We start from the raw sequence: 23,776 nt of genomic DNA on the forward strand, positions 1-23,776 counted from the left end.
CAAGGGTCGCGATTTTTTTTGCCAGCGCAAAACAGGCGCCCACAAAAAAGCCCCGCTTTTAAGGGCGGGGCTCTTTTCTAAAGAAGCTACAAGTTAGATAACTTGTACTTCTTCAGCTTGCATGCCTTTCTGACCGCGGGTAGCGATGAAAGAAACCTGTTGGCCTTCTTTCAGGCTTTTGAAGCCGTCGGATTGGATAGCTTTGAAGTGAACGAACAGGTCGTCACCGGATTGTGGAGTGATGAAGCCGAAGCCTTTTTCATCGTTGAACCACTTAACGGTACCGGTTTGGCGATTAGACATGGTGTAACTCCTTGAACAAAGATAACTGCGACTCAGGAAGAACCCTGGCCGAGACTGAGTGCAAAGAGCAGGAAAAATTCTTGTAGATGGTTGGATCGAAATTCAACATATCGTGTAGAGATTCTCAGTGACACAAGCAACACAGTGACGCCACCTTAACCCTTTTTCCGGAACGTGCCAATGTTTCTTGCAAAGGATTCTGTGTTTTAGGGATCGGCGGTGCGACGGTTCGTCGCCACATCGCGTAAATACGGGGTGTTCGCCGAGAATTGCGTTGCGCACTTTGAACGAGACGACGCGCCCGGTAAGATGCCGGACAGAATTTTTCCACCTCGCTATTCAGGACAAACCCGCCATGAGCATCAAATCGGACAAGTGGATTCGCCGCATGGCGCAGGAACACGGCATGATCGAACCGTTCGTCGAGCGCCAGATGCGCGGCAGCGACGACAGCCGGGTGATTTCCTACGGCGTGTCGAGCTACGGCTACGACGTGCGTTGCACCAACCACTTCAAGGTGTTCACCAACATCAACTCGGCCATTGTTGACCCGAAGAACTTCGACGCCGGCAGCTTCGTCGACATCCACAGCGACGTCTGCATCATTCCGCCGAACTCCTTCGCCCTGGCCAGCACCGTCGAATACTTCCGCATTCCGCGCAACGTGCTGACCATCTGCCTGGGTAAAAGCACCTACGCGCGCTGCGGCATCATCGTCAACGTCACTCCGCTCGAGCCTGAGTGGGAAGGTCATGTGACCCTGGAATTCTCCAATACCACCAACCTGCCGGCGAAAATCTACGCCAACGAAGGTGTGGCGCAGATGCTCTTCCTCGAATCCGATGAAGAATGTGAAGTTTCCTACAAGGATCGTGGCGGCAAGTACCAGGGCCAGCGTGGCGTGACCTTGCCGCGTACCTGATCGACCATCCGGCGGATGTCGGGAATTCTTTGGCGGGCAGACACTCTATGGGGTGTACTGCCCGTTTTTGTTACACACAGATTCGGGCCTTCACTGAGGAGTGCCCTATGAAGATCGACCCGCGAATCAGCGCTGAACTGGCAAGGCTTGAGCCCAATCAGATAGGCGTTCTGGCCTGGTCGTTACTGGCGAATCCGTCTTTGAGCCTGTCCGGCGGCGTGCCCGGCCAGCCCGATCCCGATACTCCCAACGAACAACCGACCGAACCAGGCGAACCGACGCTGCCGGACGAGCCGCCTCCGGCGCCTGTGGCCTGATCCACTGTCATGAATATGGCCCGTCAGTCTGATCGATTTGCGATCTAGCTGACGGGCCATATTTCGTTGTCGCCGATCACGAAGACTCTGCAGCTGTCGTCGCGCTCGACCTGATAGCCGCCGGTGAACGCACCGAATGCCGGCATCAGGCTGATGCGCTCACCGAGTCTGAAACAGGCCAGGCGCAGGCTCTGCCGACCTTTGCCGTGCAATCGATAAACCGGATGCACGTGGCCCGCGAGCACGTGCCGTTCCGGATGCGGATCGGGCTCATGCTGCAGGGCGAATGGCCCTAGTAACAGCGGCTCTGGTACCACGCGAATATTCAGCGAGGCTGGTGGGTCGCCTGCGCGTTTATCGTGGTTGCCGCGAATCAGTGTCATCGGCAGGTCAGCGTGCCGTGCGCGCCACTCTGCCAGCGCATTCAGCGTGGCCGGGACATGTGAACCAGGCCCATGCAGAAAATCCCCGAGGAAGATCAACTGGCGACACGGCAACCGCGCCAGCAACGCGTCGATTACCTCGATGTTGCTCGCCGTCGTGCCATGCGGTACCGGCTGGCCGAGGCTGCGATAGGCCGCCGCCTTACCGAAATGCACATCGGCGATCAGCAATGCTTCCTGCGCTGGCCAGTACAGCGCTTTCTCCGGCAGCAGCCACAACTCCTCACCGGCCAAACGCACCGGGTACGCACTCACGACGATTTCCCGTTATCAGCGGTTTTTTCCAGGTCACCAACCATTCTTCTGATCCTGTCAGCCAGTTTTTCCGAACTCATGCTCTCGCGCATCCGCTCCACCAGCAGCGGAAAGCCCAACGGTGTAGGACGTTTAACCTGATGCACGTCCAGTTTCATCTGATTGATGCGCTCCAGTGTCTGTTCCAGACGGCGAATATCCAGCTCTTCGCGTAGGACTTCTTCCCCAGCCTGGGCTAGCAGCAGGTTGTCGGCGTCATATTGTTTGAACACCTGGAAGAACAAGCCACTCGACGCCTGCACTTGGCGGGTGCTTTTTGGTGCGCCCGGATACCCGGCGAACACCAGCCCGGCGATCCGCGCGATTTCGCGGAAGCGGCGCAACGCCAGTTCACCGGCATTGAGGCTGGCGAGCACGTCCAGCAACAAGTCATCGGCATTGAACAGGTGAGCGTCGAGATGCGTGGCCCAATCCACCGGCGTGGCGCTGAGCAGTTCCAGGCCGTAATCATTCACGGCAATCGAGAAGGTCACCGGCTGGCGCTGACTGACGCGCCATGCCAGCAGGCTCGCCAGTCCCAGATGCACCTGCCGCCCGGCAAACGGATAAAGGAAAAGGTGCCAGCCTTCGCGGGATTTCAGCACCTCGGCCAGCAGATTCTCCGTGGTGGGCAAACCGGACCAGCGTATCTGCGTCTCCAGCAGCGGCCGCAACGCGTGCATTTCCGGGCCTTTGAATTGACCTTGAGCAGCGGCGCTGAAGCGCGTGACCACCGCTTCGGCCAGTTCGTTGGATAACGGCATGCGTCCGCCATTCCAGCGCGGCACGGCAGCCTTTTTCGCGGTGCTGCGTTTGACGTAGGCGGTCATGTTTTCCACCCGCACCAGTTCCAGCAGGCGGCCGGCGAAGAGGAAACCATCGCCGGGTTTCAGTCGCGCGATAAAGCCCTCCTCGACGCTGCCCAGTTGTTTGCCACCGCCGCCCTTGCTCCAGAATTTCAGGTTGATGCTCGCGTCGCTGACGATGGTGCCAATGCTCATGCGATGGCGCCGCGCCAGACGCGCATCCGGCACACGCCAGACGCCGTGTTCGTCCGGCTCGACCCGGCGGTAATCCGGATACGCTGTAAGAGACATCCCGCCATGGCGTACGAACGCCAGCGCCCAGGCCCAGTCTGCCGCTGTCAGGTCGCGATAGGCCCAGGCGCCTCGGACTTCTTCGTACAAGTCTTCAGGAATAAAGCCACCGCCAAGGGCCATGCTGACCAAATGCTGGACCAGCACATCCAGCGGCTTGTGCGGTGACAGGCGCGGCTCGATGCGCCGTTGCTCGACGGCATCGCGTGCGGCGACCGCTTCGATCAGTTCCAGGCTGTGGGTCGGCACCAGCGTCACCCGCGAGGTGCGCCCCGGCGCGTGACCGGAACGTCCGGCACGTTGCATCAGACGCGCGACGCCTTTCGCCGAGCCGATTTGCAGTACGCGCTCGACCGGGAGGAAATCCACACCCAAGTCCAGGCTCGAGGTGCACACCACCGCTTTCAATTGGCCATTCTTCAGCGCCTGCTCGACCCAGTCGCGGGTATCGCGTGACAGTGAGCTGTGGTGCAGCGCGATCAACCCGGCCCAGTCCGGCCGCGCTTCCAGCAGCGCCTGATACCAGGTCTCCGATTGCGCACGGGTGTTGGTGAACACCAGGCTGCTGGCACAGGCGTCAAGTTCGGCGACCACCTGCGGCAGCATCTTCAGACCGATGTGGCCGGCCCAGGGAAAACGCTCGATGGCCGGTGGGAGCAGGGTGTCGACTTGCAGGGTTTTTTCGCTTTTGCCTTGGACACTGGCGCCGCCGCCCTGTGGGATCAGCACTTGCTCCGCGTGGGATTGATTGCCGAGGGTGGCGGATACCCCCCAGACAATCAGTTCCGGCTGCCAATGACGCAGGCGGGCGAGGGCCAGTTGCAATTGCACGCCGCGTTTGTTGCCGAGCAATTCGTGCCATTCATCCACGACGATCATGCGCAGGGTCGACAACGCCGTGCGCGCATCGGCGCGGGCTAGTAGCAGAGTGAGGCTTTCCGGGGTGGTGATCAGCGTCGTTGGCAAACGCCGGCCCTGACGCGCGCGTTCGCTGCTGCTGGTATCGCCGGTGCGCAGGCCGATGCTCCACGGAATCTGCAATTCATCGACCGGGCTTTGTAAAGCGCGGGCGGTATCGGCGGCGAGGGCGCGCATCGGCGTGATCCACAGCACCGTCAGCGGTTCGGCCGGCGGTTTGCGTTTGCGCGGTGTAGCCACGGGCGGTTGCAAGCGGGCGAAGCGGTTGAGCGCAGCAAACCATACCGCATAAGTTTTGCCGGCGCCGGTGCTGGCGTGGAGCAACCCGGATTCGCCGGTTTTCACCGCCGCCCACACCTGTTTCTGAAAGGCGAACGGCTTCCAGTCGCGGGCGCTGAACCAGGTTTTTGCAAAGTCGGGGGATTTCGCCATGCCGGCTGCGTGCGCTCTGGAGGTGTTGTTTCAGAGACAGCGAAGCGGGGCGACAAGTTTAACTTTGTCGGTCGATGGATTCCCCCTGTGGGAGCGAGCCTGCTCGCGAATGCGATTGCACATTCAACATTGATGTTGACTGATAAACCGCTTTCGCGAGCAGGCTCGCTCCCACACAGGGGTGGGTTGCCAACCTTATTTAAGATTGCCGCTGAGGAACTGCTTCAGGCGTTCACTCTTGGGATTGCCCAGCACTTCTTCGGGCGCACCTTCTTCTTCCACCAGACCCTGATGCAGAAACAGCACCTGATTCGACACCTTGCGCGCGAAACTCATTTCGTGGGTGACCATGATCATCGTCCGGCCTTCTTCGGCCAGGCCCTGAATCACTTTCAGCACTTCGCCGACCAGTTCCGGGTCGAGTGCCGAGGTCGGTTCGTCGAACAGCATCACTTCCGGTTCCATCGCCAGTGCCCGGGCGATCGCCACGCGTTGTTGCTGGCCGCCGGACAGAAACGCCGGGTATTGATCGGCGACCCGCGCCGGCAAGCCGACTTTGTCCAGATAACGTCGGGCGCGATCCTCGGCTTCCTGTTTGCTGCAGCCCAGCACCCGGCGCGGGGCCATGGTGATGTTTTCCAGCACGGTCATGTGGCTCCACAGGTTGAAATGCTGGAACACCATCGCCAGCCGCGTGCGCAGGCGTTGCAGTTCATCGGCGTCGGCAACGTGCATGCCGTGGCGGTCGGTGACCATGCGGATCGCCTGGCCATCAAGGCTCATGGCGCCGTCATTGGGTTGTTCAAGGAAATTGATGCAGCGCAAAAAGGTGCTTTTGCCCGAGCCGCTGGCGCCGATCAGGCTGATCACGTCGCCGGTTTTGGCCTTGAGCGAAACGCCTTTGAGCACCTGATGATCGCCATAGCTTTTGTGCAGGCCTTCAACGGTCAGTTTGTACATGGACGAGCATCCTCAAGGCGAAAGTAGGTAGCCGCTGCGATAGGCCTGGGCGCCCGCGACGTGGGCGATGACCATGCCGGCAGTGGCCATGCGCCGCAGCGAGCGCGCATACAGCAGGCCGGCGGCGGTGCAATGAATGGGGGTGACCTTGTCGTGGACCGGGTCGATGATTTCTGCGATCTGCTGGCCGGCTTCCAGGTATTGGCCGGGCGTGGCGCAGTACACCAGCAGGCCGCCGACTGGTGTGGTCACCGGTTCGACCCCGGCCAGCGGCGTGGCCGGGTATGGCAGCGGCGGTTGCGGCTTGGTCTCGCCGACGATGGCATCGAACTGGATCAGATAATCGATCAGCGCCTGACAATCGCGGCTGGCCAGCGGGTGATTGACGTCGCCCTGGCCGCGCAATTCGACGGTCACCGAGAAGCTGCCCAGCGGAATCTCGAACTGCTCACCGAAGCGCTCGCGCAGTTGCCACCAGAGCAGGGTGAAGCACTCGTCGAACGATTGCCCGCCGGAATCGGTAGCGAGCAGGCTGGCCTGCGCTTCCAAGTAGCGCGCCAAGGGCTCGACCTGTGGCCACGCCTCGGGCGTGGTGTACAGGTGCACCACCGATTCGAAGTCACAATGCAAGTCCAGCACCATGTCGGCATCGCAGGCCAGGCGTTGCAGGGTCAGACGCTGGGATTGCAGTTGTGTGGTCGGCTTCTGACGGTCGAGGGCGTTGCGCAGGCTGGCGCGGATCAGTTCGAGGTTGTGCTGCGCGTCGTCGTTGAGTTGGCCTTCGATGGCGTTGCCGATTTCTTCGCTGAGGTCGACGAACCAGCGATTGAAGTTCTGCCCGCTCTCCAGGTCGTAACGGCCCAGCGGCACGTCCATCAGCACTTGTTCGAGGCCGACCGGGTTGGCCACCGGCACCAGGACGATTTCGCTGCGCAGGCGGCCGGCAGCTTCCAGTTCGGCCAGACGCTGTTTCAGGTGCCAGGCGACCAGCATGCCCGGCAGTTCGTCAGCGTGCAGCGACGCCTGGATGTAAACCTTGCCCTTGGCCTGCGGTGGGCCGAAGTGGAAGCTGTGAATCTGCCGTGCGGTCCCCGGCAGCGGGGCCAGCAAGTCATGGATCTGGTGGCGCATTGTTTTCTCTTTATTTTTGAAACCAGTGCTAGTGAGTCGGCCCGAGGAAGGCCAGCCAGCGGCGTTCGGCGAGGCGGAACAGACCGACCAGCGCAAAAGTAATGGTCAGGTAGATCAGCGCGGCGATGCCGAATGACTGGAAGGTCAGGAAGGTCGCCGAGTTGGCATCCCGCGCGACTTTCAGAATATCGGGAATGGTCGCGGTGAACGCCACGGTGGTCGAGTGCAGCATCAGGATCACTTCGTTGCTGTAGTAAGGCAACGAGCGGCGCAATGCCGACGGCATGATCACGTAGGCGTACAACTTCCAGCCGGTCAGGCCATAAGCCTTGGCCGCTTCGACTTCGCCATGGTTCATGCTGCGAATCGCCCCGGCGAAAATTTCCGTGGTGTACGCGCAGGTATTGAGAGCGAAAGCGAGGATCGTGCAGTTCATCGCGTCGCGAAAGAAACTGTCGAGGATCGGCTGTTCGCGCACGGCGGCGAGGCTGTAGATGCCCGTGTAGCAGATCAGCAGCTGGATATACAGCGGCGTGCCCCGGAACAGGTAGGTGTAGAACTGCACCGGCCAGCGAATGTAGAAGTGCGGCGAGACGCGGGCAATCGACAGCGGAATCGAGACGACGAAGCCGATGCAGATCGACGCGGTCAGCAGCCACATCGTCATCGCCAGCCCGGTGATGTTCTGGCCGTCGGTATAAAGGAAGGCGCGCCAATATTCCTGGAGAAGTTCGATCATCGTACGGCCTCCCGGGCACCGGCGGCGTAGCGGCGTTCGAGCCAGCGCAGGATAAAGTTCGAAGCACTGGTGATCAGCAGATAGATCAATGCGGCAAGGACCAGAAAGTAGAACAGTTGATAGGTGCTTTTACCGGCGTCCTGCGCTGCCTTGACCAGATCGGCGAGGCCAATGATCGACACCAGCGCGGTGGCCTTGAGCATGACCATCCAGTTGTTGCCGATGCCCGGCAAAGCGAAGCGCATCATTTGCGGAAACACCACGAAGCGAAAACGCTGGCCACGTTTGAGGCCATACGCGGTGGCGGCTTCGACCTGACCACGCGGCACCGCGAGGATGGCGCCACGGAAGGTCTCGGTGAAATACGCGCCATAAATGAAGCCCAGCGTCAGCACGCCGGCGCTGAACGGGTCGATTTCGATGTATTCCCATTCCATGTAGTCGGTCAGCGACGTCAACCAGGTTTGCAGGCTGTAGAAGATCAACAGCATCAGCACCAGATCCGGCACGCCGCGAATCAGCGTGGTGTAGAGCTGCGCGGGCAGGCGCACCAGTTTGACTTTCGACAGTTTGGCACTGGCGCCGAGCAGGCCGAGCAACACGGCCACCAGCAGCGACATTGCCGATAATTTGATGGTCATCCAGGTGCCTTGCAGCAGCAACGGGCCGAAGCCCTGCAGACTGAACGAGGCCAGCCCCAGATTTTGCAGGAGGGTTTCAAACATAAATCAGCAACCTGAGCGGATGGAAAAGGCGCCCATCGAGGATGGGCGCCGGGGCATTATTTGCCGCTGTACAGATTCAGGTCACCAAAGTGTTTCTTTTGAATCTCGGCGTATTTGCCGTCGTCGTGTAACGCTTTGATACCTTTATCCAAAAGTGCTTTCAGCTCAGTGTTACCTTTCTTGATACCGACAGCGGTTTTGGCTGGCAGCAATTCGCTGTCGACCGGCTGGCTGATTTCATAATCAGCGCCTTTTGGCGACTTCAGAAAGCCCAGTTCGGCTTGCAGCATGTCCTGGATACCGGCGTCGAGACGACCGGAGGTCAGGTCGGAATACACCTGATCCTGGTTCTGATAGGCCTGGGTTTTCACGCCAGCCTTGTCCAGCACGGCTTTGGCGTAGGCTTCCTGAATGGTGCCTTGCTCGTAACCGACGGTTTTGCCCTTGAGTGAAGTGACGTCGGCGGTGATGCCGGAGCCTTTCTTGAACACGTAAGCGGTCGGGCCGGAAAACAGTTCGCTGGAGAAGTCGATGACCTTCTCGCGAGCCGGGGTCACGGTCATCGACGAGATCACACCATCGAACTTGTTGGCCTTGAGGCCCGGAATCATGCCGTCGAAATCGCTTTCGACCCATTTGCACTTGACCTTCAGTTCGGCGCAGATCGCGTTGCCCAGATCGATATCGAACCCGACCAGGCTGCCATCGGCCGCTTTCGACTCGAACGGTGCGTACGAAGGGTCAACGCCAAAGCGCAGCTCTTTGTATTCCTTGGCCAGCGCGGAGCCGGCGGCCATGCACAACGCCAGTGCAGAAAGGGTCAGCAATGCTTTTTTCATTATTCAATCCCTAAGAACCAATATGAGCGCTTGTGGCGCAGAATTATTGTTACTGCAACGCTTACGACCTATAGAAAGTAGCAATTTCCGAACCAGAGTGCCGAACAGGTGTTTTAAAAGGTTGAGCGCAGAGAGGCAAGGGTAGTTGAATGCACGGAAACGGGCATTGCTGTTTGCATGCACTGTTTCGGTTCAAACGCGTAGCTCAGAGCAGGGAAAAACTGTGGCAAGGGATTTGTCCCCGATCGGCTGCGCAGCAGTCGCAAAAACCTGAGTGCACGATTTCAGGTGGGAATTGCTGGGGGCCGCTGCGCAGCCCAGCGGGGATAAATCCCCTCGCCACAGGGTTCTGCGATGTGTCGAGAATGAATCAGGCCAATAAGTCTTGCAGGGTAGCGAGGCTGTCCGCTTCTTCGACGGTCTTGTCCTTGCGCCAGCGCAGCATGCGCGGGAAACGCACGGCGATGCCGCTCTTGTGCCGGCGCGACAGGGCGATGCCTTCGAAGCCGAGTTCGAACACCAGGCTCGGCTTGACGCTGCTGACCGGGCCGAATTTCTCCACGGTGGTCTTGCGCACGATGCTGTCGACCTGACGCATCTCTTCATCGGTCAGCCCCGAATACGCCTTGGCGAACGGCACCAGCGAGCGTTGACTGGATTCCGGCGGGCCGTCCCACACGGCGAAGGTGTAATCGCTGTACAGACTGGCGCGACGGCCGTGTCCGCGCTGGGCATAAATCAGTACCGCGTCGACGCTGAACGGGTCGACCTTCCACTTCCACCACACGCCCATGTCCTTGGTCCGGCCGACGCCATAAAGCGATTCGCGCGCCTTGAGCATCATGCCTTCGACGCCGAGTTTGCGTGACGCTTCGCGCTGGCGGCCGAGGTCGAGCCAGTCTTCGCCGGTCAATACGGGGGAGGGCAGCAGTACCGGGCTGTTGCAGCGCGCGATGACTTCCTCGAGTTGCGCCCGCCGCTTGACCTGCGGCTGGTTGCGCCAGTCTTCGCCCTGCCATTCCAGCAGGTCGTAGGCCAGCACCACCACTGGCACTTCTTCGAGAATCTTCTTGTCGAGCGTCTTGCGACCGATGCGTTGCTGCAGCAGGGCGAACGGTTGCACGGCCGGCGGCTCATCGGATTGCGGATCGAAGGCATCTTCAGTAGTCGGATGGGTGCTCTTCCACACGACGATTTCGCCGTCGATCACCGTGCCGTCCGGCAAGCCGTGGACCAGCACATCGAACTCGGGGAAGCGCTCGGTCACCAGTTCCTCGCCGCGCGACCACACCCACAGCTTGCCGTCGCGCTTGACCACTTGCGCGCGAATACCATCCCACTTCCATTCCACCTGCCAGTCGCTGGCCGGGCCGAGCAGCGCTTCGAATTCCTCGACCGGTTGCGCCAAGGCGTGGGCAAGAAAGAACGGGTAGGGCTGGCCGCCGCGCTGGGCATGTTCGTCGGCGGATTCCGGGGCGATCAGTTTCAGATAGCTGGCGGCGTTGGGCCGGTTCGACAGATCGGTGTAACCGACCAGACGCTGGGCCACGCGTTTGCTGTCCAGTCCCGCCATCGAGGCGAGAGCGCGAGTGACCAGCAGCTTCGACACGCCAACGCGGAAGCTGCCGGTGATCAACTTGATGCACAGCATCAGGCTCGGCCGGTCCAGTTGCGCCCACAACATCGGCAGTTGGCGCGCCAGATATTCCGGGGTTTCACCGCGAAGTGGCAGCAGCCTGTCTTCGATCCATTCGGCTAGACCGGCCTCGGAGCTGTGGGAATTTTCCGGCAGCACCAGAGAAATGGTCTCGGCCAGATCGCCGACGGCCTGATAGCTTTCTTCGAACAGCCATGGCTCCAGCCCCGAAACTTCCACCGCGAGCTCTCGGAGGATGCGCACCGGTACCAGTTGTCGCGGCCGACCACCGGAGAGGAAATACACCGCCCACGCGGCATCTGCTGGCGCGGCCTGCGCGAAGTACACCTGCATCGCCGCCAGCTTGGCGTTGCTCGACGTGGTGGCGTCGAGTTCGGCATATAACTCGGCGAACGCTTTCATGGGGACGTCTCGGCAACGGTGGGTTCGGTGGCGATGTTGTCGTCTTCGTCATCGCCGTATTCAGTGGTGAAGCCTTGTGCATCAAGACCCTGTTCGCGCAGATGACGTACGAGCACGCCGATCGAGCCATGAGTGACCATCACCCGCTCCGCGCCGGTCTGGTTGATCGCCCAGAGCAGGCCGGGCCAGTCGGCGTGATCGGAGAGGACGAAACCGCGATCGACACCGCGCCGCCGCCGGGTTCCGCGCAAGCGCATCCAGCCGCTGGCGAAGGCATCGCTGAAGTCGCCAAAACGGCGCATCCACGTGCTGCCGCCCGCCGATGGCGGAGCAATGACCAGCGCCTGGCGCATGATCGGATCGCTTTTTTTCACGTCGCCTGCGTAAATCGTCGGCGGCAGGTACACACCGGCGTCGCGGTAGACGCGGTTCAGCGGTTCGACTGCGCCGTGGCTGAGGATCGGCCCGAGGGTTTCGTCGATGCCGTGGAGGATGCGTTGGGCCTTGCCGAAGGAGTAGCAGAACAGCACGCTGGCCTTGCCGGCGGCGATATTGGCCGCCCACCACTGATTGATCTCGGCGAAGATCTGCGCCTGCGGCTGCCAACGATAGATCGGCAGGCCGAAGGTCGATTCGGTGATGAAGGTGTGGCAGCGCACCGGTTCGAATGGGGCGCACGTGCCATCCGGCTCGACCTTGTAATCCCCCGACGCGACCCAGACTTCGCCGCCGTATTCCAGGCGCACCTGCGCCGAACCGAGGACATGCCCGGCGGGGTGAAAGCTCAGGGTCACGCCGTGGTGGGTCAGGCGCTGGCCGTAGTCGAGTGTTTGCAACTGGATGTCCTGACCCAGGCGCGCGCGCAGAATCCCGGCGCTGGCGCTGCTCGACAGGTAGTGCTGATTACCGGTGCGCGCGTGATCGCCATGGGCATGGGTGATCACCGAACGCTCGACCGGCCGCCACGGATCGATATAGAAATCTCCGGCGGGGCAGTAGAGACCTTCAGGTCGGGCAATAACAAGATCCATGTCGTGACCGGAATGGGGGGCTTGTTAGCTATGAGGCGGGCGTGAGGCTGGAAGTTCGATCGGCTTTGAAGCGCTACCCTCACCCCAGCCCTCTCCCAGAGGGAGAGGGGGCCGACCGAAGTGTCTGGTTAGGTACATCGACCTGGGGGACCGAGTTGAATATGGATCCGGCACAGCCTTGAGCCTGATCCAACGTTGGATTCACCTCGCTTTGTAGAGGGGCCGACCGAAGTGTCTGGTGAGGTACATCGACCTGGGGGACCGAGTTGAATATGGATCCGGCACAGCCTTGAGCCTGATCCAATGTTGGATTCACCTCGCTTTGTAGAGGGGCCGACCGAGGTGCCTGGTGAGGTCATCGACCTGGGGGGCCGAGTTGAATATGGATCCGGCACAGCCTTGAGCCTGATCCAATGTTGGATTCACCATCTCTCTTTCAGGTCGGCGCAAGACCCAAGCATCCCCCAATCAGTCCCCTCTCCCTCAGGGAGAGGGCTAGGGTGAGGGGCTGTTGATCTTGCTCTATTTCCCGGGGGTGAGGGTCAAGCGGGTCTTGCCATACACCCGATCAAAGTTCTGCGGCTGCATCGGCAGGCCGATGTACTGACCTTTCAGCCACGCATCGATCCCGTTCAGGTAGTTCGGACTCAGCGGGTTGCCCGACTGCCCCGTACCGTTCTGCGCCATCAGTGGCTCGCTCTGGCCGAAGTCGACGATAAAACGCATCGACGGCGCGCGCGTGGTGACGAAGTCCTGGCCCCAGGCAAACGCCGAGTTGTTCAGCGTGGTGTGATCGCCACCGGCTGCCAGTGGTCCGCGCACGGTCTGGCCGTTGCTGTTTTTCCACGCATAGCTGTGCAATTTGCCCCACTGCCAGGCGCGATGATCGCCGCCCAACTGGCTGTCACCGGCAGTAATCGCCGCAGCGAGGCTGCGGGCGAGAATCACGGATTTGTCTTCCTTCTGCGGCGTGCGCAGGTCATCCCAGAACGGACTGTCCTCACGCCCCAAGAGATGATCGGCCTGCGCCGCGTAGGACAGATCGCCATTGGCGAGAAAGGCCTTCCACGCCGGGCTCGACTCAGGACCCAGTTCATCGAGGAAGATCTGCTTCATGCTTTCCTGCAGAAACAGTTCATAAATCGCCGCATCCGCCGAGGTCGGGCTGAGCTTGCCGTCGAACGCCATCAAGCGCGTGAAGGCTTCGCGGGCCTTGCTGCGCTCCGCTTCCGGCAAAGCGTCGATCGCTTGTTTCAGCGGTTGCTTCATCCCCGGCGCTTCGAAGACTTTTTTCAGCTTGGCGGCGAGCGTGGTGGTCTGGTCGTACTGCATGGCGATCACGCTGCGGCTGTCGTGCTTGCCGCTGCCGGCCATTTCCGCCAGGCGCTCGCCGCGCTCCGGTGCCGCCCAGGATTTCGACAACTGCATGCCGTAGCCGTCGGGAATTACACGCTGGTTGGCGGTGCCGAGCCAGCCTTGTGCCGGGTCCTGATCGTAGGGGTGCAGCATCGGGTCGGCGTAACCGTCCCAGTCGTAGCGACCGTCCCAACCCGGCGAGGGCAGCAGGCCTTCACCTTCGCGACGGTTGGGGAAGCGCCCGGTGACTTGCCAGCCGATATTGCTTGCATCGGCAAAGACCAGATTCAGGGTAATGGCGCGGATTTCGCGGCTGGCGTCCGAGGCGCGCTCGACGTTTTGCGCCCGGGTCAGATCGAAGAAGGCATCCAGCGTTTTGTCGTCGGTGAAGCTTGGCGTCTGTAAAGCGAGACCGAAACCGCTGCCCTGCGCCGCTGCCTGGGCACTGTTGAGCAGCGCGCCGTGGCGGGTTTCGTAAACGGCTTCACGAATCGGCCGCTGGCCTTTGACGAAATAGGTTTCGTTGCGCACGCCCAGCGGCTGCCATTTGCCGTTGACTTCATAAGTGAGGCTGCTGCCCTGACGGCGGATTTTCTCGAGGAACAGATCCTGGTTATCGCCGAGCACGCTGGTCATGCTCCACGCCACTTTGCCGTTGAAGCCGCCGAGCACCATCGGCAGACCGGCAACCGTGACGCCGGCGGCCTGATATTTCGGCGCGCGGATCTGCACGAAACTCCACAGCGAAGGCGCGGCCAGCGGCCCGTGCGCATCGCTGGCCAGCAGGCTTTTGCCGCTACGGCTGCGTTGCGGGGCGATTGCCCAGTTGTTCGCAGTCGGCGTGGCGAGCAGGTTCAGCGCCGACAGTTGCTGGCTGGCGTTGCTCAATTCCGTCAGCCCCGGAATTTGTCCGTTGAGCTTGAGGCCTTGCAGTTTGTCGGCTTCGGCAACCGGCAGGTTTTCATCGGGCGCCGACGGGCTCAGCCAGGCGAGTTTGTCAGTGGTCACGGTTTGCGCGAGCACCAGCGACTGGATTTCCTCCGGCAGGTTGGCCGACTGGCTGAAATTCAGCAGGGCGAAAATCAGCGCCGAATCTTCCGGTTTCCAGTATTCGGGCTTGTAACCGCTGGCGGCGAGGTCGCCCGGCAACTTGTCGGCATAGCGGAACAGATAAGCGTTGACGCCTCGTGCGTAGACTTCGAAGAAGCGCTTGAGCCGTGGCGACGAGGCCTTGTACAGCTCGCCGGCGCTCTTCTTCAGATTGACCGCGCGCATGTAGCGGTCGGCATCGAGCATCGACGCGCCAGACATTTCCGCCAGCCGGCCCTGGGCCAACAGGCGCAGGGTGACCATCTGGTTGATGCGGTCGCTGGCGTGGACATAGCCGAGGCTGAACAGTGCGTCATGGAAGCTGTTGCTCTCGATCAGCGGCATGCCCATCGCATTGCGCCGCACCGACACATTCTGCGCCAGGCCCTTGAGCGGTTGTACGCCGGAGGTCGGCGGCAGGCTGTCCTGGGCGTTCCAGGTCTGGCAACCGGACAGGCCGAGAACACCGGCCACTGCTGCGGCAACGCCGAACCGGGGAAGAAAATGTGTAAGGGCTGGCGAGGCCATGGCGAAGCTCCTGCGGGGGTATAAGGCTGGGGGCGCAATAAAGCCGCTACGTTAGTGAGGGCGCGAGGGCCGCGCAAGCGGGGCGAGCGGTTATTTGTGCTGTTGTCGGCTGATCGGTCAGAGCTGTGACAGTTGCTTGTGGGAAAGCGCTGATGTTGAACTGCGGAATGAGTCCCCAGACCTGTCAGGAGAAAGATCGCTATGGAGCTTCAAAGCAACGCTGCGCTGATCATCATCGACCAGCAGAAAGGCATTCTGCATCCGCGTCTGGGGCGGCGGAATAATCCTCAGGCCGAAGAGCGAATGCTTGAGTTATTGGCGCTGTGGCGCCTGCGCGGGCGCCCGGTGATTCACGTGCAGCATTTGTCGCGCTCACCTGATTCGGTGTTCTGGCCGGAGCAGGACGGAGTGGAGTTTCAGCCGCGCTTTATGCCGCAGGACGCTGAATGGCTGATCCAGAAACAGGTGCCCGATGCGTTTTGTGCCAGTGGGCTGGAGGCGCAGTTGCGTGAGGCCGGGATCGGGCAACTGATCATCGTTGGTGTGGCGACCAATAACTCTGTTGAGTCGACGGCGCGCACTGCGGGCAACCTGGGTTTCGACACATGGGTGGCAGAGGATGCGTGCTTTACCTTCGACAAGGCCGATTATTTCGGCAAACCGCGTACCGCTGAAGAGGTGCACGGGATGTCGCTGGGCAATCTGCATGGGGAGTACGCGACGGTGGTCAGTGCTGCCCTGATTCTGACAGTCAACTGATAGACCTGTGGGAGCTGGCTTGCCAGCGATTGCGGTGAATCAGGCGACATCAATGCAGGGATGTGCCGCCCTATCGCTGGCAAGCCAGCTCCCACAGGGCTGCGCAGGTTCACAAAAATGTGTTGAGTGCAGATCAACTGTGGGAGCGAGCCTGCTCGCGAAGCGGTGTGTCAGGCGAAGAAGATCTTCGCCAGTGACATCAAGCGCCGTGGCACTTCTTGAATTTCTTGCCGTTGCCGCATGGGCAAGGGTCGTTGCGGCCGACGTCTTTCAGGGCGTTGCGCACCGGTTCCTGGTGGGCGTGGCCGCAGTTCGGGCCGTGGACATGGCCATGGTCGTGATCATGATGGTGGTCATGATCGTGGTTGCAGTCAGGGCCATGGACATGGGGTTGCTGGGTCATCGAGGTCACTCCGGAGTTAGATCGGCGGGGATTATCACGCCATTGCGCTCAAGGTGCACGTAGTGGGCGATGAATAAACCGGTTTCCATTTCCCCCTGCAATCGATAGGGAATCTGCTGGTTCGGATTTTTCAGCAGTTTCACTACGTGTTTGACCTTCGGCCACAGGTTGGTGCGGATCGGCACTTTGAAGTAAGCGCTGCGCTTGGGACCCACGGTAAACCAGTGCTCATGCTCGCCTTCGGTGAGCAGCATGTCGGCCAGGTGAATCCGGTATTCAAGGCCGCGCACGGTCAGGTCGCTGTCGTTGGGATTGTCGACGCGAAAGTGCAGGATGAATTTTTGCTCGAGCAGTTTGGCCCGCACCACCTCGACTTTCACCAGATGCACGGCGGGCTCGACGCTTTCGTCGCTGAACCACGAGGCACAGCCGCCGAGGTTTACGATCAGCATCAACAGCAGGAAATGTAATGTGCGCCGACGACCGAGCATGAAATTGACTCCCTTTGTGCCCAGTCTAGACCTTAAAAGATTTCAGCCTTCGGCTAATCCCGTGGAGCTGCCGAAGGCTGCGATCTTTTGATCTTGGCTTTCAAGCGCCGAAATAACCCGAACAACACTTCTTGAACTTCTGCCCGCTGCCGCAAGGGCAGCCGTCATTGCGCCCCAGCTTCAGCTGCACCGTGGGATCGATGAAGTACCAGCGCCCGCCGTTCTGCACAAACGAAGAGCGCTCGCGATGGCTGTGCTCGCCCTGGCTGTCATGCCAGCGCGCGGTGAATGTCACAAAAGCGTGTTCCGGCTGGCCGCCGAAAACCTCCGAGCTTTCCACCTCAAGGCCGAGCCAGGTACTTTGCGCACTCCAGTCGCTGATCGATTGTCGGTTCAGCCCCGCCTGCTGCGCGGGCAGGGTGGTCGCCACCAGATAGTCGATCAGCCCCAGCACATAAGCGCTGTACCGCGAACGCATCAAGGCTTCGGCACACGGCGCCGGGTGGCCGTCATGATAAGGGCCGCAGCAGGCATCCAGCAGATTGCCGCTGCCGCAAGGGCAAATGGCTGTACTCATTGCATTACCACCAGTATTTCCCGAAGTTTTCCGGATTGGCCCAGAAGCGTGAATTGAGCCAGTCGGGGACTTGTTTGTAGTCAAGCAGATCGTAGGTGAACAGGGTCAGCACCTGCGCGTCGCGCTGAAAACGCTCGCTGGCCTGCAGTGCCAGCGAATAGAAGTCGGTTTCCTGCCAGCCGCTGGCCGCCAGATCCGCCAGCACTGCGATGCGACTGGTGTTGAGATTGCGGATGCCGCCCAACAGATTCAGGCCATCGCGTTTGGGCAAATGTTCCAGGCAATCGACCACCAGCGCCAGATCGAAGCGTTGCGCGGCCAGTTCGGCGGGCAGACCGCCGGGTGCGGCATGGGCGACCACGGTATCTGGATGCGCGTCCTTGAAAGCGCTCAAGGCGGGAAACTCGCTGGCGCCGATCAGCAGCAGTCGGGCCGGGGCGTAGCGATCCAGCAAAGCGGCCAACGCCTGTTGTGGCGTGCGCGAAGAAATGGCGACGTTCATCGAAGCTCCTCAGTCAGACCGCCAAGACTAGCCTGCCAGACTGCGTCGGCAAAGCGCCCGGTGGCGGTGGTTTTCGCCAAAAGAGGCAAACCCCTGTGAACACGGTCGCAAACAGCGGTGGCCTATTGCTGGCGGAGATTAAAACTCCGGTCTTTACTCCCTGAATCGGTTTTAAGCCGATCCCTCAGGAGAAAACTAGATGAGCATAGTTCGGACAGCATTACCCTTGGTTCTGCTAACCAGTGTGTTGACTGGTTGTGCAGGTTTGCAGAAAACCGACTGGCCGACCTGTGCGGCGGTCGGCGGTGTGGTCGGTGCCGGTCTCGGCGCGACGGAAAGCGCATCGTGGGCTGGCTACGGTGCACTGATCGTCGGCGGTACGGCAGCGGCTTACTGCTGGGTGCATGGCGATGGCGATGAAGACGGCGATGGCGTGCCGGACAGTCGCGACAAGTGCCCGGGCACGCCAAAAGGCGTGCAGGTCGATGCTGACGGTTGCCCGCCACCGACGCCTGCGCCAGTGGTCGAAGAAGCGGTTGTGGTCAAGGAAGAAACCATCGTCATTCGTGATGTGCATTTCGAGTTCGACAAAGCCACGCTGACCGGCCCTGACAAGCAAGTGCTGGACAAGGTCGCCGATCGCCTGAAACAGGAATTCTCTACCGCGCAACTGACCGTGACCGGTCACACCGACAGTGTCGGCAGCGATGCCTACAACAAGAAACTGTCGGATCGTCGTGCGCACTCGGTGGTGGAATACCTGATCCAGCAGGGCGTGCCACGTGCCAGCTTCGTTTCGGTGTCGGGCCTTGGTGAAAGCCAGCCTGTGGCTGACAACAAGTCGGCTGATGGTCGTGCGCAGAATCGTCGCACCGAAATCAAAATCGTCCGCTAGCCCCTCTCGCATCCGCGGCTTGTGCAGTCGCGGATGCGGGTCTTTACTCCTGTGTAACCGGTATGGGCCGGTACACAGGAGCGTTCACAAATGCGTCTTTTCTCAAGGTCCGTCTTGCCGGTGCTGCTGCTTGGCAGCTTGCTCACCGGTTGTGCCACTCACAGCGATGGCACCGCCCCCCTCAATCAACGTACGTGGCCGATCTGCAGCCTGCTTGGCGGTCTGGTCGGCGGCGGTCTTGGCGCCATTGAAAGCGCCGGCTGGGCCGGCGGCGGCGCGGCATTGGGTATCGTCACCGGCGGGCTGATCTGTTACGCCCAGGATGGCGACGAAGACAGCGACGGCGTCTTCGACCGCCGCGACCGCTGCCCGGACACTCCGGAAAACACCGAAGTCGATCACCGTGGCTGCCCGCTGCCGCAATATCCGGTGGCAGTCAAACCGGTCGAACCGGCGCCGCAATCTGAAGTGATCACCTTGAGCGATGCCGGCAACGTGCTGTTCGATTTCGACAAGTCCGATCTGACCCCGGCGGCCAAAGCCCAGCTCGACACCTTGATGGACAAGCTGCGCAATGCCGATGTGGTCAGCATCAAGGTCATCGGGCACACCGACAGTAAAGGCTCCGACGCCTATAACCAGGCTTTGTCCGAGCGGCGCGCGAGCAGTGTCGCGGCGTATCTGTTGAGTCAGGGGCTGGCGCCGAACAAGCTCACCAGCGAGGGCCGAGGCGAGAGTGAGCCGGTCGCCGATAACGCCAGCGATGAAGGCCGCGCGGAAAATAGACGGGTCGAGCTGCACATCAATCGTTAGCAACCGTCTGTAGTACGCAGGCTAGAGCTGCCGGGTCGAGATCGTCGCCCCGGCAGCCATTTCATCCGCGTTTGCACAAATTTCATTTTTCCCTCTGGCTTATCCCCCGCAGAAGCCGGTACTGTGCGTGCAAAGAATAATTCGCAACACGGGGGAGCGTATGAAGGTGTTCTGGGGGCTGGGGCGTTTGCTGACCCTGCTGTTCTGCTGCGTGGTACTGGCCAATCAACTGGTGCCGTTTGTTCATCCGCTGCATCTGCTGGTCAATCTGGCCGGCGCTCTGTTGTTGCTGATTCATCTACTCGAAGTGCTGCTGTGCAATCGCAGCCTCAAGGGTCGTCCGCACCCTTGGCGTGATCGTGGCCGCATTCTGTTGTTCGGCGTTTTCCACCTGCAAACCATCCCGGCCCCGGCCGCTCCGGAGGCTTCTTCCCATGCGTAAACTCTGCCTGCTCGCTGCATTCATCAGTCCACTGGCCTGCGCCCAGGTGGTCAACGTGCAAAGCAATTCTTTGATGCGCTTGCCCAACACCACCAGCACGCTGCAACTGGAGAAACTGGAAGTCGCCGATTACGGCACCTTGCTGATCCCGTCCAACGTGACTGAATTGAACATTGATGAACTGCGTCTGGGCCACGAAGCACGTATTGCTATCGTTCCGGCTGAACAGGCGCTGGAAGTGAAGGTCAAGCGCGCTGAATTGAGCGAGGGCAGCCAGATCACCGCGCGCGGCGCCCCCGGCACTTATGAAAAAGCGGCCCGGGCCGGGCGCAATCTGAACCTGCAATTTCAGGCCCTGAGCGCGCCGCAACTGACGGTCGATGCCCGTGGCGGCAGGGGCGCGCCGGGTTTCGTCGGCCTCGACGGCGGCAACGGTGAAGATCCGGGCTGCACCTATGGCTCGGCCGGCCACGGTGCCGATGGCAGTGACGGCAGCGATGGTCAGCCAGGCGCGCCGGGTGCGCTGGTGCGCCTCGCCGTACCACGGGATTTCCCAGTCGAGCTGATCAAGGTCAACGTGGCTGGCGGTGCCGGCGGACCGGCGGGTGTCGGCGGCAAGGCGGGCAAGGGTGGCAAGTCCAAGGGCTGCCTGGTCTATCGCGCTGATGGCGGCAAGAACGGCAAGGCCGGCGCGGATGGCCAGCCTGGGCCGGTGGGGGCGGCGGGTTCGGTTACCGTGCAACGGCTCTAAAACTGCGACCCGCTCTCTGATCAATAAAATGCTTTGGTGAGTGAAGATCTTTGGTGAGTGAAATTATGTGGCGAGGGGATTTATCCCCGCTGGGCTGCGTAGCAGTCCCGCTTTTGATTTTTAGAGCGGGGCCGCTTCGCGACCCAGCGGGGATAAATCCCCTCGCCACAACTGTGTTCACAGCAGAACAAGAGTGCGATTCAGAGCATCGGTCTCGCCGCCGCCACAGCCACCAGCACCAACCCGACAAGCAGATTAAGCCCCACCACCCGGCGAATCCGCCCCAGCACTGCCGCACCCGCCGGCCAATCCTTCGCCTCAACCGCCTTGCGCAACTCCGGCAGCATCAACCCCTGAATGCGGATGAACAGCGCCGTCATCACCACATACAAACCGATCATCACCTGCACGTACTTCGGCGCGGTTTCAAATCCGACCTGCTGCAGATGCAACATGCCCACGCCGCTTATCGGCAACAGGATCACCGCGACCCAGACCCAACGGAAAAAACCTTGAAACACTTCCACCCACAGGGTCAGGCGAGCGGGGCCGTCCAGGGCCTTCACAGCCGCAGGGCGCAAGACCATCCAGGCGAAAAACATACCGCCGACCCACACCAGAGCGGCGAGGACATGCAGGGGGTAAACGAGGCTAAAAGGTGTCATTGGGTCACTCCGTTCTGCGCGGGATCGATTAGCGGGGTATGATAGCCGCCGAATCAAACCACTGAAAATTTATCCAGCGTTTTGCGCCCGACACTCAATGATCAGCACTGAACTCAAAACCACGATCCAGGGCGCCTATTCGCGTTTTCTAGAGGCCAAGAGCCTCAAGCCGCGTTACGGCCAGCGCCTGATGATCGCCGAAATCGCCAAGGTCCTCGGGGATATCGACACCGATGACGAAGGCCGGCGCAGTGGCGACCCCGCGATCGTCGCGGTGGAAGCCGGCACCGGTACCGGCAAGACGGTGGCCTACAGCCTGGCGGCGATCCCTACGGCGAAACTGGCCGGCAAGCGTTTGGTGATAGCCACCGCGACCGTCGCCCTGCAAGAGCAGATCGTCTACAAGGATTTGCCTGACCTGATGCGCAACAGCGGGCTGAATTTCAGTTTCGCCCTGGCCAAGGGCCGTGGCCGCTACATGTGCCTGTCCAAGCTCGACATGCTGTTGCAGGAAGGCCACGCACAAACCGCCACCGCGCAGTTGTTCGAAGAAGAAGGCTTCAAGATCGAAGTCGACGAGGCCAGTCAGAAGCTGTTCACCAGCATGATCGAAAAGCTCGCCGGCAATAAATGGGACGGCGACCGCGACAGCTGGCCGAACGCGCTGGAAGACGCCGACTGGGCGCGCCTGACCACCGATCACAGCCAGTGCACCAACCGTCATTGCCCGAACTTCGGCCAGTGTGCCTTCTACAAGGCCCGCGAAGGCATGGGCAAGGTTGACGTGATCGTTACCAACCACGACATGGTCCTGGCGGATCTGGCACTGGGCGGCGGCGCCGTGTTGCCGGATCCGCGCGACACCATTTACGTGTTCGACGAAGGTCACCACCTGCCGGACAAAGCCATCGGCCACTTCGCCCATTACACGCGCCTGCGCTCCACTGCTGACTGGCTGGAAACCACCGCAAAGAATCTGACCAAACTGCTGGCCCAGCATCCGTTGCCGGGTGATCTCGGCAAGCTGATCGAGCAGGTGCCCGAGCTGGCACGGGAGATCAAGACCCAGCAGCAGTTCATGTTCACCGCCTGCGAGCAGATCGCCGATTTCAAACCGGGCGAAGACGTCGAAGGCCGCGAGCGCCCGCGTCATCGCTTTGTCGGCGGGGTGATTCCGGAGGACATGCGCGAGATGGGCATCGAGCTGAAAAAAGGCTATTCGCGCCTAAACGACCTGTTTCAACGCCTGACCGACCTGCTCAAGGAGGGCATGGACGGCGAGGTCAACATCGGTATCGCCAGCAATCAGGCCGAAGAATGGTATCCGCTGTTCGGCAGCCTGCTGTCCCGCGCTTCCGGCAACTGGGAATTGTGGACCGCGTTCACCGCCGAAGACCCGGAAGACAGCCCGCCCATGGCACGCTGGCTGACCCTGGCCGAAAGCGGCTCGCTGTTCGACATCGAGGTCAACGCCAGCCCGATTCTGGCGGCGGAAACCTTGCGTCGCAGTTTGTGGAACGTCGCTTACGGCTGCCTGGTGACGTCGGCGACGCTGACGGCGCTGGGCACCTTCGACCGTTTCCGCATGCGCGCCGGTCTGCCGAAAAAAGCCGTCACCGCCGTAGTGCCGAGCCCGTTCCATCATGCCGATGCCGGCGTGTTGCGTGTGCCGGACCTGAAGGCCGACCCGCGCGATGCTGCTGCTCACACGGCGGCGATCATTCGCGAACTGCCGGATCTGGTCGACGGTTCGCGTGGCACGCTGGTGCTGTTCTCCTCGCGCAAGCAAATGCAGGACGTATTCGACGGTCTCGACCGCGACTGGCGCAAGCAAGTGTTCATTCAGGGCAACCTGTCGAAACAGGAAACCCTGAACAAGCACAAGGCGCGGGTCGATGGCGGTGATTCCAGCGTTCTGTTCGGGCTGGCCAGTTTTGCGGAGGGTGTCGATTTGCCGGGTGCCTACTGCGAGCACGTGGTGATCGCCAAGATTCCGTTCTCGGTGCCCGATGATCCGGTCGAGGCCGCGTTGTCGGAGTGGATCGAGGCGCGCGGCGGCAATCCGTTCATGGAAATCTCAGTGCCCGATGCCTCGCTGAAACTGGTTCAGGCCTGCGGGCGTCTGCTGCGCACCGAAGAAGACCGCGGCACCATCACCTTGCTCGACCGGCGTCTGGTCACTCAGCGCTACGGCAAGGCGATCCTCAATGCGTTGCCTCCTTTCCGTCGTGAAATATCCTGAGACACGGGTGGGCCGATTGGCCCGCCGCGTTGTCTATCTCTCTGCCACCGCTT

General features: G+C 61.0%; 24 protein-coding genes. 8 read left to right on the forward strand and 16 right to left on the reverse strand.

The window, feature by feature from the left end; translation table 11 throughout:
- Nucleotides 1-93 precede the first annotated feature (93 nt).
- Nucleotides 94-303: a cold-shock protein gene (locus AB4N85_RS01165; RefSeq protein ID WP_002554837.1), complete on the reverse strand. Its 210-nt coding sequence runs from the start codon at nucleotides 301-303 to the stop codon at nucleotides 94-96.
- Between the two features lie 355 nt (nucleotides 304-658).
- Here AB4N85_RS01165 and dcd point away from each other — a divergent pair, with 355 nt between their 5' ends.
- Complete coding sequence (gene dcd / locus AB4N85_RS01170; protein ID WP_007940589.1) at nucleotides 659-1,225, forward strand: dCTP deaminase; 567 nt, start codon at nucleotides 659-661, stop codon at nucleotides 1,223-1,225.
- A 107-nt stretch (nucleotides 1,226-1,332) separates the two neighbouring features.
- On the forward strand, nucleotides 1,333-1,542 hold the full coding sequence (locus AB4N85_RS01175; RefSeq protein WP_016771389.1) for a hypothetical protein: 210 nt from the start codon (nucleotides 1,333-1,335) through the stop codon (nucleotides 1,540-1,542).
- 44 nt (nucleotides 1,543-1,586) lie between these two features.
- On the opposite strand, the gene pdeM is transcribed toward AB4N85_RS01175, so the two are convergent.
- The 10 genes from pdeM to AB4N85_RS01225 form a co-directional block, all read right to left on the reverse strand.
- Nucleotides 1,587-2,240, reverse strand: a complete 654-nt coding sequence (gene pdeM / locus AB4N85_RS01180) for a ligase-associated DNA damage response endonuclease PdeM (RefSeq protein ID WP_460066632.1) — start codon at nucleotides 2,238-2,240, stop codon at nucleotides 1,587-1,589.
- On the reverse strand, nucleotides 2,237-4,726 hold the full coding sequence (locus tag AB4N85_RS01185) for a ligase-associated DNA damage response DEXH box helicase (RefSeq protein ID WP_460066636.1): 2,490 nt from the start codon (nucleotides 4,724-4,726) through the stop codon (nucleotides 2,237-2,239). Before AB4N85_RS01185 ends, pdeM begins: the two co-directional genes overlap by 4 nt.
- Nucleotides 4,727-4,921: 195 nt before the next feature.
- The gene (locus AB4N85_RS01190; protein ID WP_056783337.1) at nucleotides 4,922-5,686 is read right to left on the reverse strand and encodes an ABC transporter ATP-binding protein; all 765 of its coding nucleotides are present in this window, start codon (nucleotides 5,684-5,686) and stop codon (nucleotides 4,922-4,924) included.
- Between the two features lie 12 nt (nucleotides 5,687-5,698).
- The gene (locus AB4N85_RS01195) at nucleotides 5,699-6,817 is read right to left on the reverse strand and encodes a succinylglutamate desuccinylase/aspartoacylase family protein (protein WP_252868898.1); all 1,119 of its coding nucleotides are present in this window, start codon (nucleotides 6,815-6,817) and stop codon (nucleotides 5,699-5,701) included.
- A 28-nt stretch (nucleotides 6,818-6,845) separates the two neighbouring features.
- Nucleotides 6,846-7,556: an ABC transporter permease gene (locus AB4N85_RS01200; RefSeq protein ID WP_016771384.1), complete on the reverse strand. Its 711-nt coding sequence runs from the start codon at nucleotides 7,554-7,556 to the stop codon at nucleotides 6,846-6,848.
- Nucleotides 7,553-8,281, reverse strand: coding sequence for an ABC transporter permease (locus AB4N85_RS01205; RefSeq protein WP_016771383.1), 729 nt, complete (start codon nucleotides 8,279-8,281; stop codon nucleotides 7,553-7,555). The genes AB4N85_RS01200 and AB4N85_RS01205 overlap by 4 nt, the downstream gene beginning before the upstream one ends.
- Nucleotides 8,282-8,337: 56 nt before the next feature.
- A complete protein-coding gene (locus AB4N85_RS01210) occupies nucleotides 8,338-9,120 on the reverse strand; it encodes a transporter substrate-binding domain-containing protein (RefSeq protein WP_041478063.1) in 783 nt (260 codons plus the stop codon).
- A gap of 370 nt (nucleotides 9,121-9,490) precedes the next feature.
- Entirely contained in the window at nucleotides 9,491-11,179 is a 1,689-nt protein-coding gene (locus AB4N85_RS01215; RefSeq protein WP_460066643.1) for an ATP-dependent DNA ligase, read from the reverse strand.
- A complete protein-coding gene (locus AB4N85_RS01220; RefSeq protein ID WP_041478061.1) occupies nucleotides 11,176-12,210 on the reverse strand; it encodes a ligase-associated DNA damage response exonuclease in 1,035 nt (344 codons plus the stop codon). The genes AB4N85_RS01215 and AB4N85_RS01220 overlap by 4 nt, the downstream gene beginning before the upstream one ends.
- Before the next feature lie 522 nt (nucleotides 12,211-12,732).
- A complete protein-coding gene (locus AB4N85_RS01225) occupies nucleotides 12,733-15,183 on the reverse strand; it encodes a penicillin acylase family protein (RefSeq protein WP_460066646.1) in 2,451 nt (816 codons plus the stop codon).
- A 201-nt stretch (nucleotides 15,184-15,384) separates the two neighbouring features.
- Here AB4N85_RS01225 and AB4N85_RS01230 point away from each other — a divergent pair, with 201 nt between their 5' ends.
- Nucleotides 15,385-15,942 carry a cysteine hydrolase family protein gene (locus AB4N85_RS01230; protein ID WP_252868902.1) on the forward strand — a complete coding sequence of 186 codons (558 nt, stop codon included), beginning with the start codon at nucleotides 15,385-15,387 and terminating at the stop codon, nucleotides 15,940-15,942.
- 199 nt (nucleotides 15,943-16,141) lie between these two features.
- On the opposite strand, the gene AB4N85_RS01235 is transcribed toward AB4N85_RS01230, so the two are convergent.
- From AB4N85_RS01235 to AB4N85_RS01250, 4 genes are all read right to left on the reverse strand, one after another.
- Nucleotides 16,142-16,345, reverse strand: coding sequence for an SEC-C metal-binding domain-containing protein (locus AB4N85_RS01235; protein WP_003198420.1), 204 nt, complete (start codon nucleotides 16,343-16,345; stop codon nucleotides 16,142-16,144).
- 5 nt (nucleotides 16,346-16,350) lie between these two features.
- The gene (locus tag AB4N85_RS01240; protein WP_252868903.1) at nucleotides 16,351-16,836 is read right to left on the reverse strand and encodes an LEA/WHy family protein; all 486 of its coding nucleotides are present in this window, start codon (nucleotides 16,834-16,836) and stop codon (nucleotides 16,351-16,353) included.
- Nucleotides 16,837-16,936: 100 nt separating this feature from the next.
- Nucleotides 16,937-17,413, reverse strand: coding sequence for a YchJ family protein (locus tag AB4N85_RS01245; protein ID WP_041478058.1), 477 nt, complete (start codon nucleotides 17,411-17,413; stop codon nucleotides 16,937-16,939).
- A 4-nt stretch (nucleotides 17,414-17,417) separates the two neighbouring features.
- Nucleotides 17,418-17,915: a DUF6231 family protein gene (locus AB4N85_RS01250; protein ID WP_252868904.1), complete on the reverse strand. Its 498-nt coding sequence runs from the start codon at nucleotides 17,913-17,915 to the stop codon at nucleotides 17,418-17,420.
- Nucleotides 17,916-18,114: 199 nt separating this feature from the next.
- On the opposite strand from AB4N85_RS01250, the gene AB4N85_RS01255 reads away from it, so the two are divergent.
- The 4 genes from AB4N85_RS01255 (at nucleotide 18,115) to AB4N85_RS01270 (ending at nucleotide 20,816) form a co-directional block, all read left to right on the forward strand.
- Complete coding sequence (locus AB4N85_RS01255; protein ID WP_252868905.1) at nucleotides 18,115-18,810, forward strand: OmpA family protein; 696 nt, start codon at nucleotides 18,115-18,117, stop codon at nucleotides 18,808-18,810.
- Between the two features lie 90 nt (nucleotides 18,811-18,900).
- On the forward strand, nucleotides 18,901-19,623 hold the full coding sequence (locus AB4N85_RS01260) for an OmpA family protein (protein WP_150636395.1): 723 nt from the start codon (nucleotides 18,901-18,903) through the stop codon (nucleotides 19,621-19,623).
- A gap of 160 nt (nucleotides 19,624-19,783) precedes the next feature.
- The gene (locus tag AB4N85_RS01265) at nucleotides 19,784-20,065 is read left to right on the forward strand and encodes a DUF1145 domain-containing protein (protein ID WP_016771375.1); all 282 of its coding nucleotides are present in this window, start codon (nucleotides 19,784-19,786) and stop codon (nucleotides 20,063-20,065) included.
- On the forward strand, nucleotides 20,058-20,816 hold the full coding sequence (locus tag AB4N85_RS01270) for a collagen-like triple helix repeat-containing protein (protein WP_150636396.1): 759 nt from the start codon (nucleotides 20,058-20,060) through the stop codon (nucleotides 20,814-20,816). Before AB4N85_RS01265 ends, AB4N85_RS01270 begins: the two co-directional genes overlap by 8 nt.
- A gap of 200 nt (nucleotides 20,817-21,016) precedes the next feature.
- Here the strand turns inward: AB4N85_RS01270 and AB4N85_RS01275 are convergent, their stop codons facing one another.
- On the reverse strand, nucleotides 21,017-21,481 hold the full coding sequence (locus AB4N85_RS01275) for a CopD family protein (protein ID WP_016771373.1): 465 nt from the start codon (nucleotides 21,479-21,481) through the stop codon (nucleotides 21,017-21,019).
- Between the two features lie 97 nt (nucleotides 21,482-21,578).
- On the opposite strand from AB4N85_RS01275, the gene dinG reads away from it, so the two are divergent.
- Nucleotides 21,579-23,723, forward strand: coding sequence for an ATP-dependent DNA helicase DinG (gene dinG / locus AB4N85_RS01280; protein ID WP_150636400.1), 2,145 nt, complete (start codon nucleotides 21,579-21,581; stop codon nucleotides 23,721-23,723).
- Nucleotides 23,724-23,776 lie beyond the last annotated feature (53 nt).

The sequence above is a fragment of the Pseudomonas sp. H1_G08 genome, from assembly GCF_054681355.1.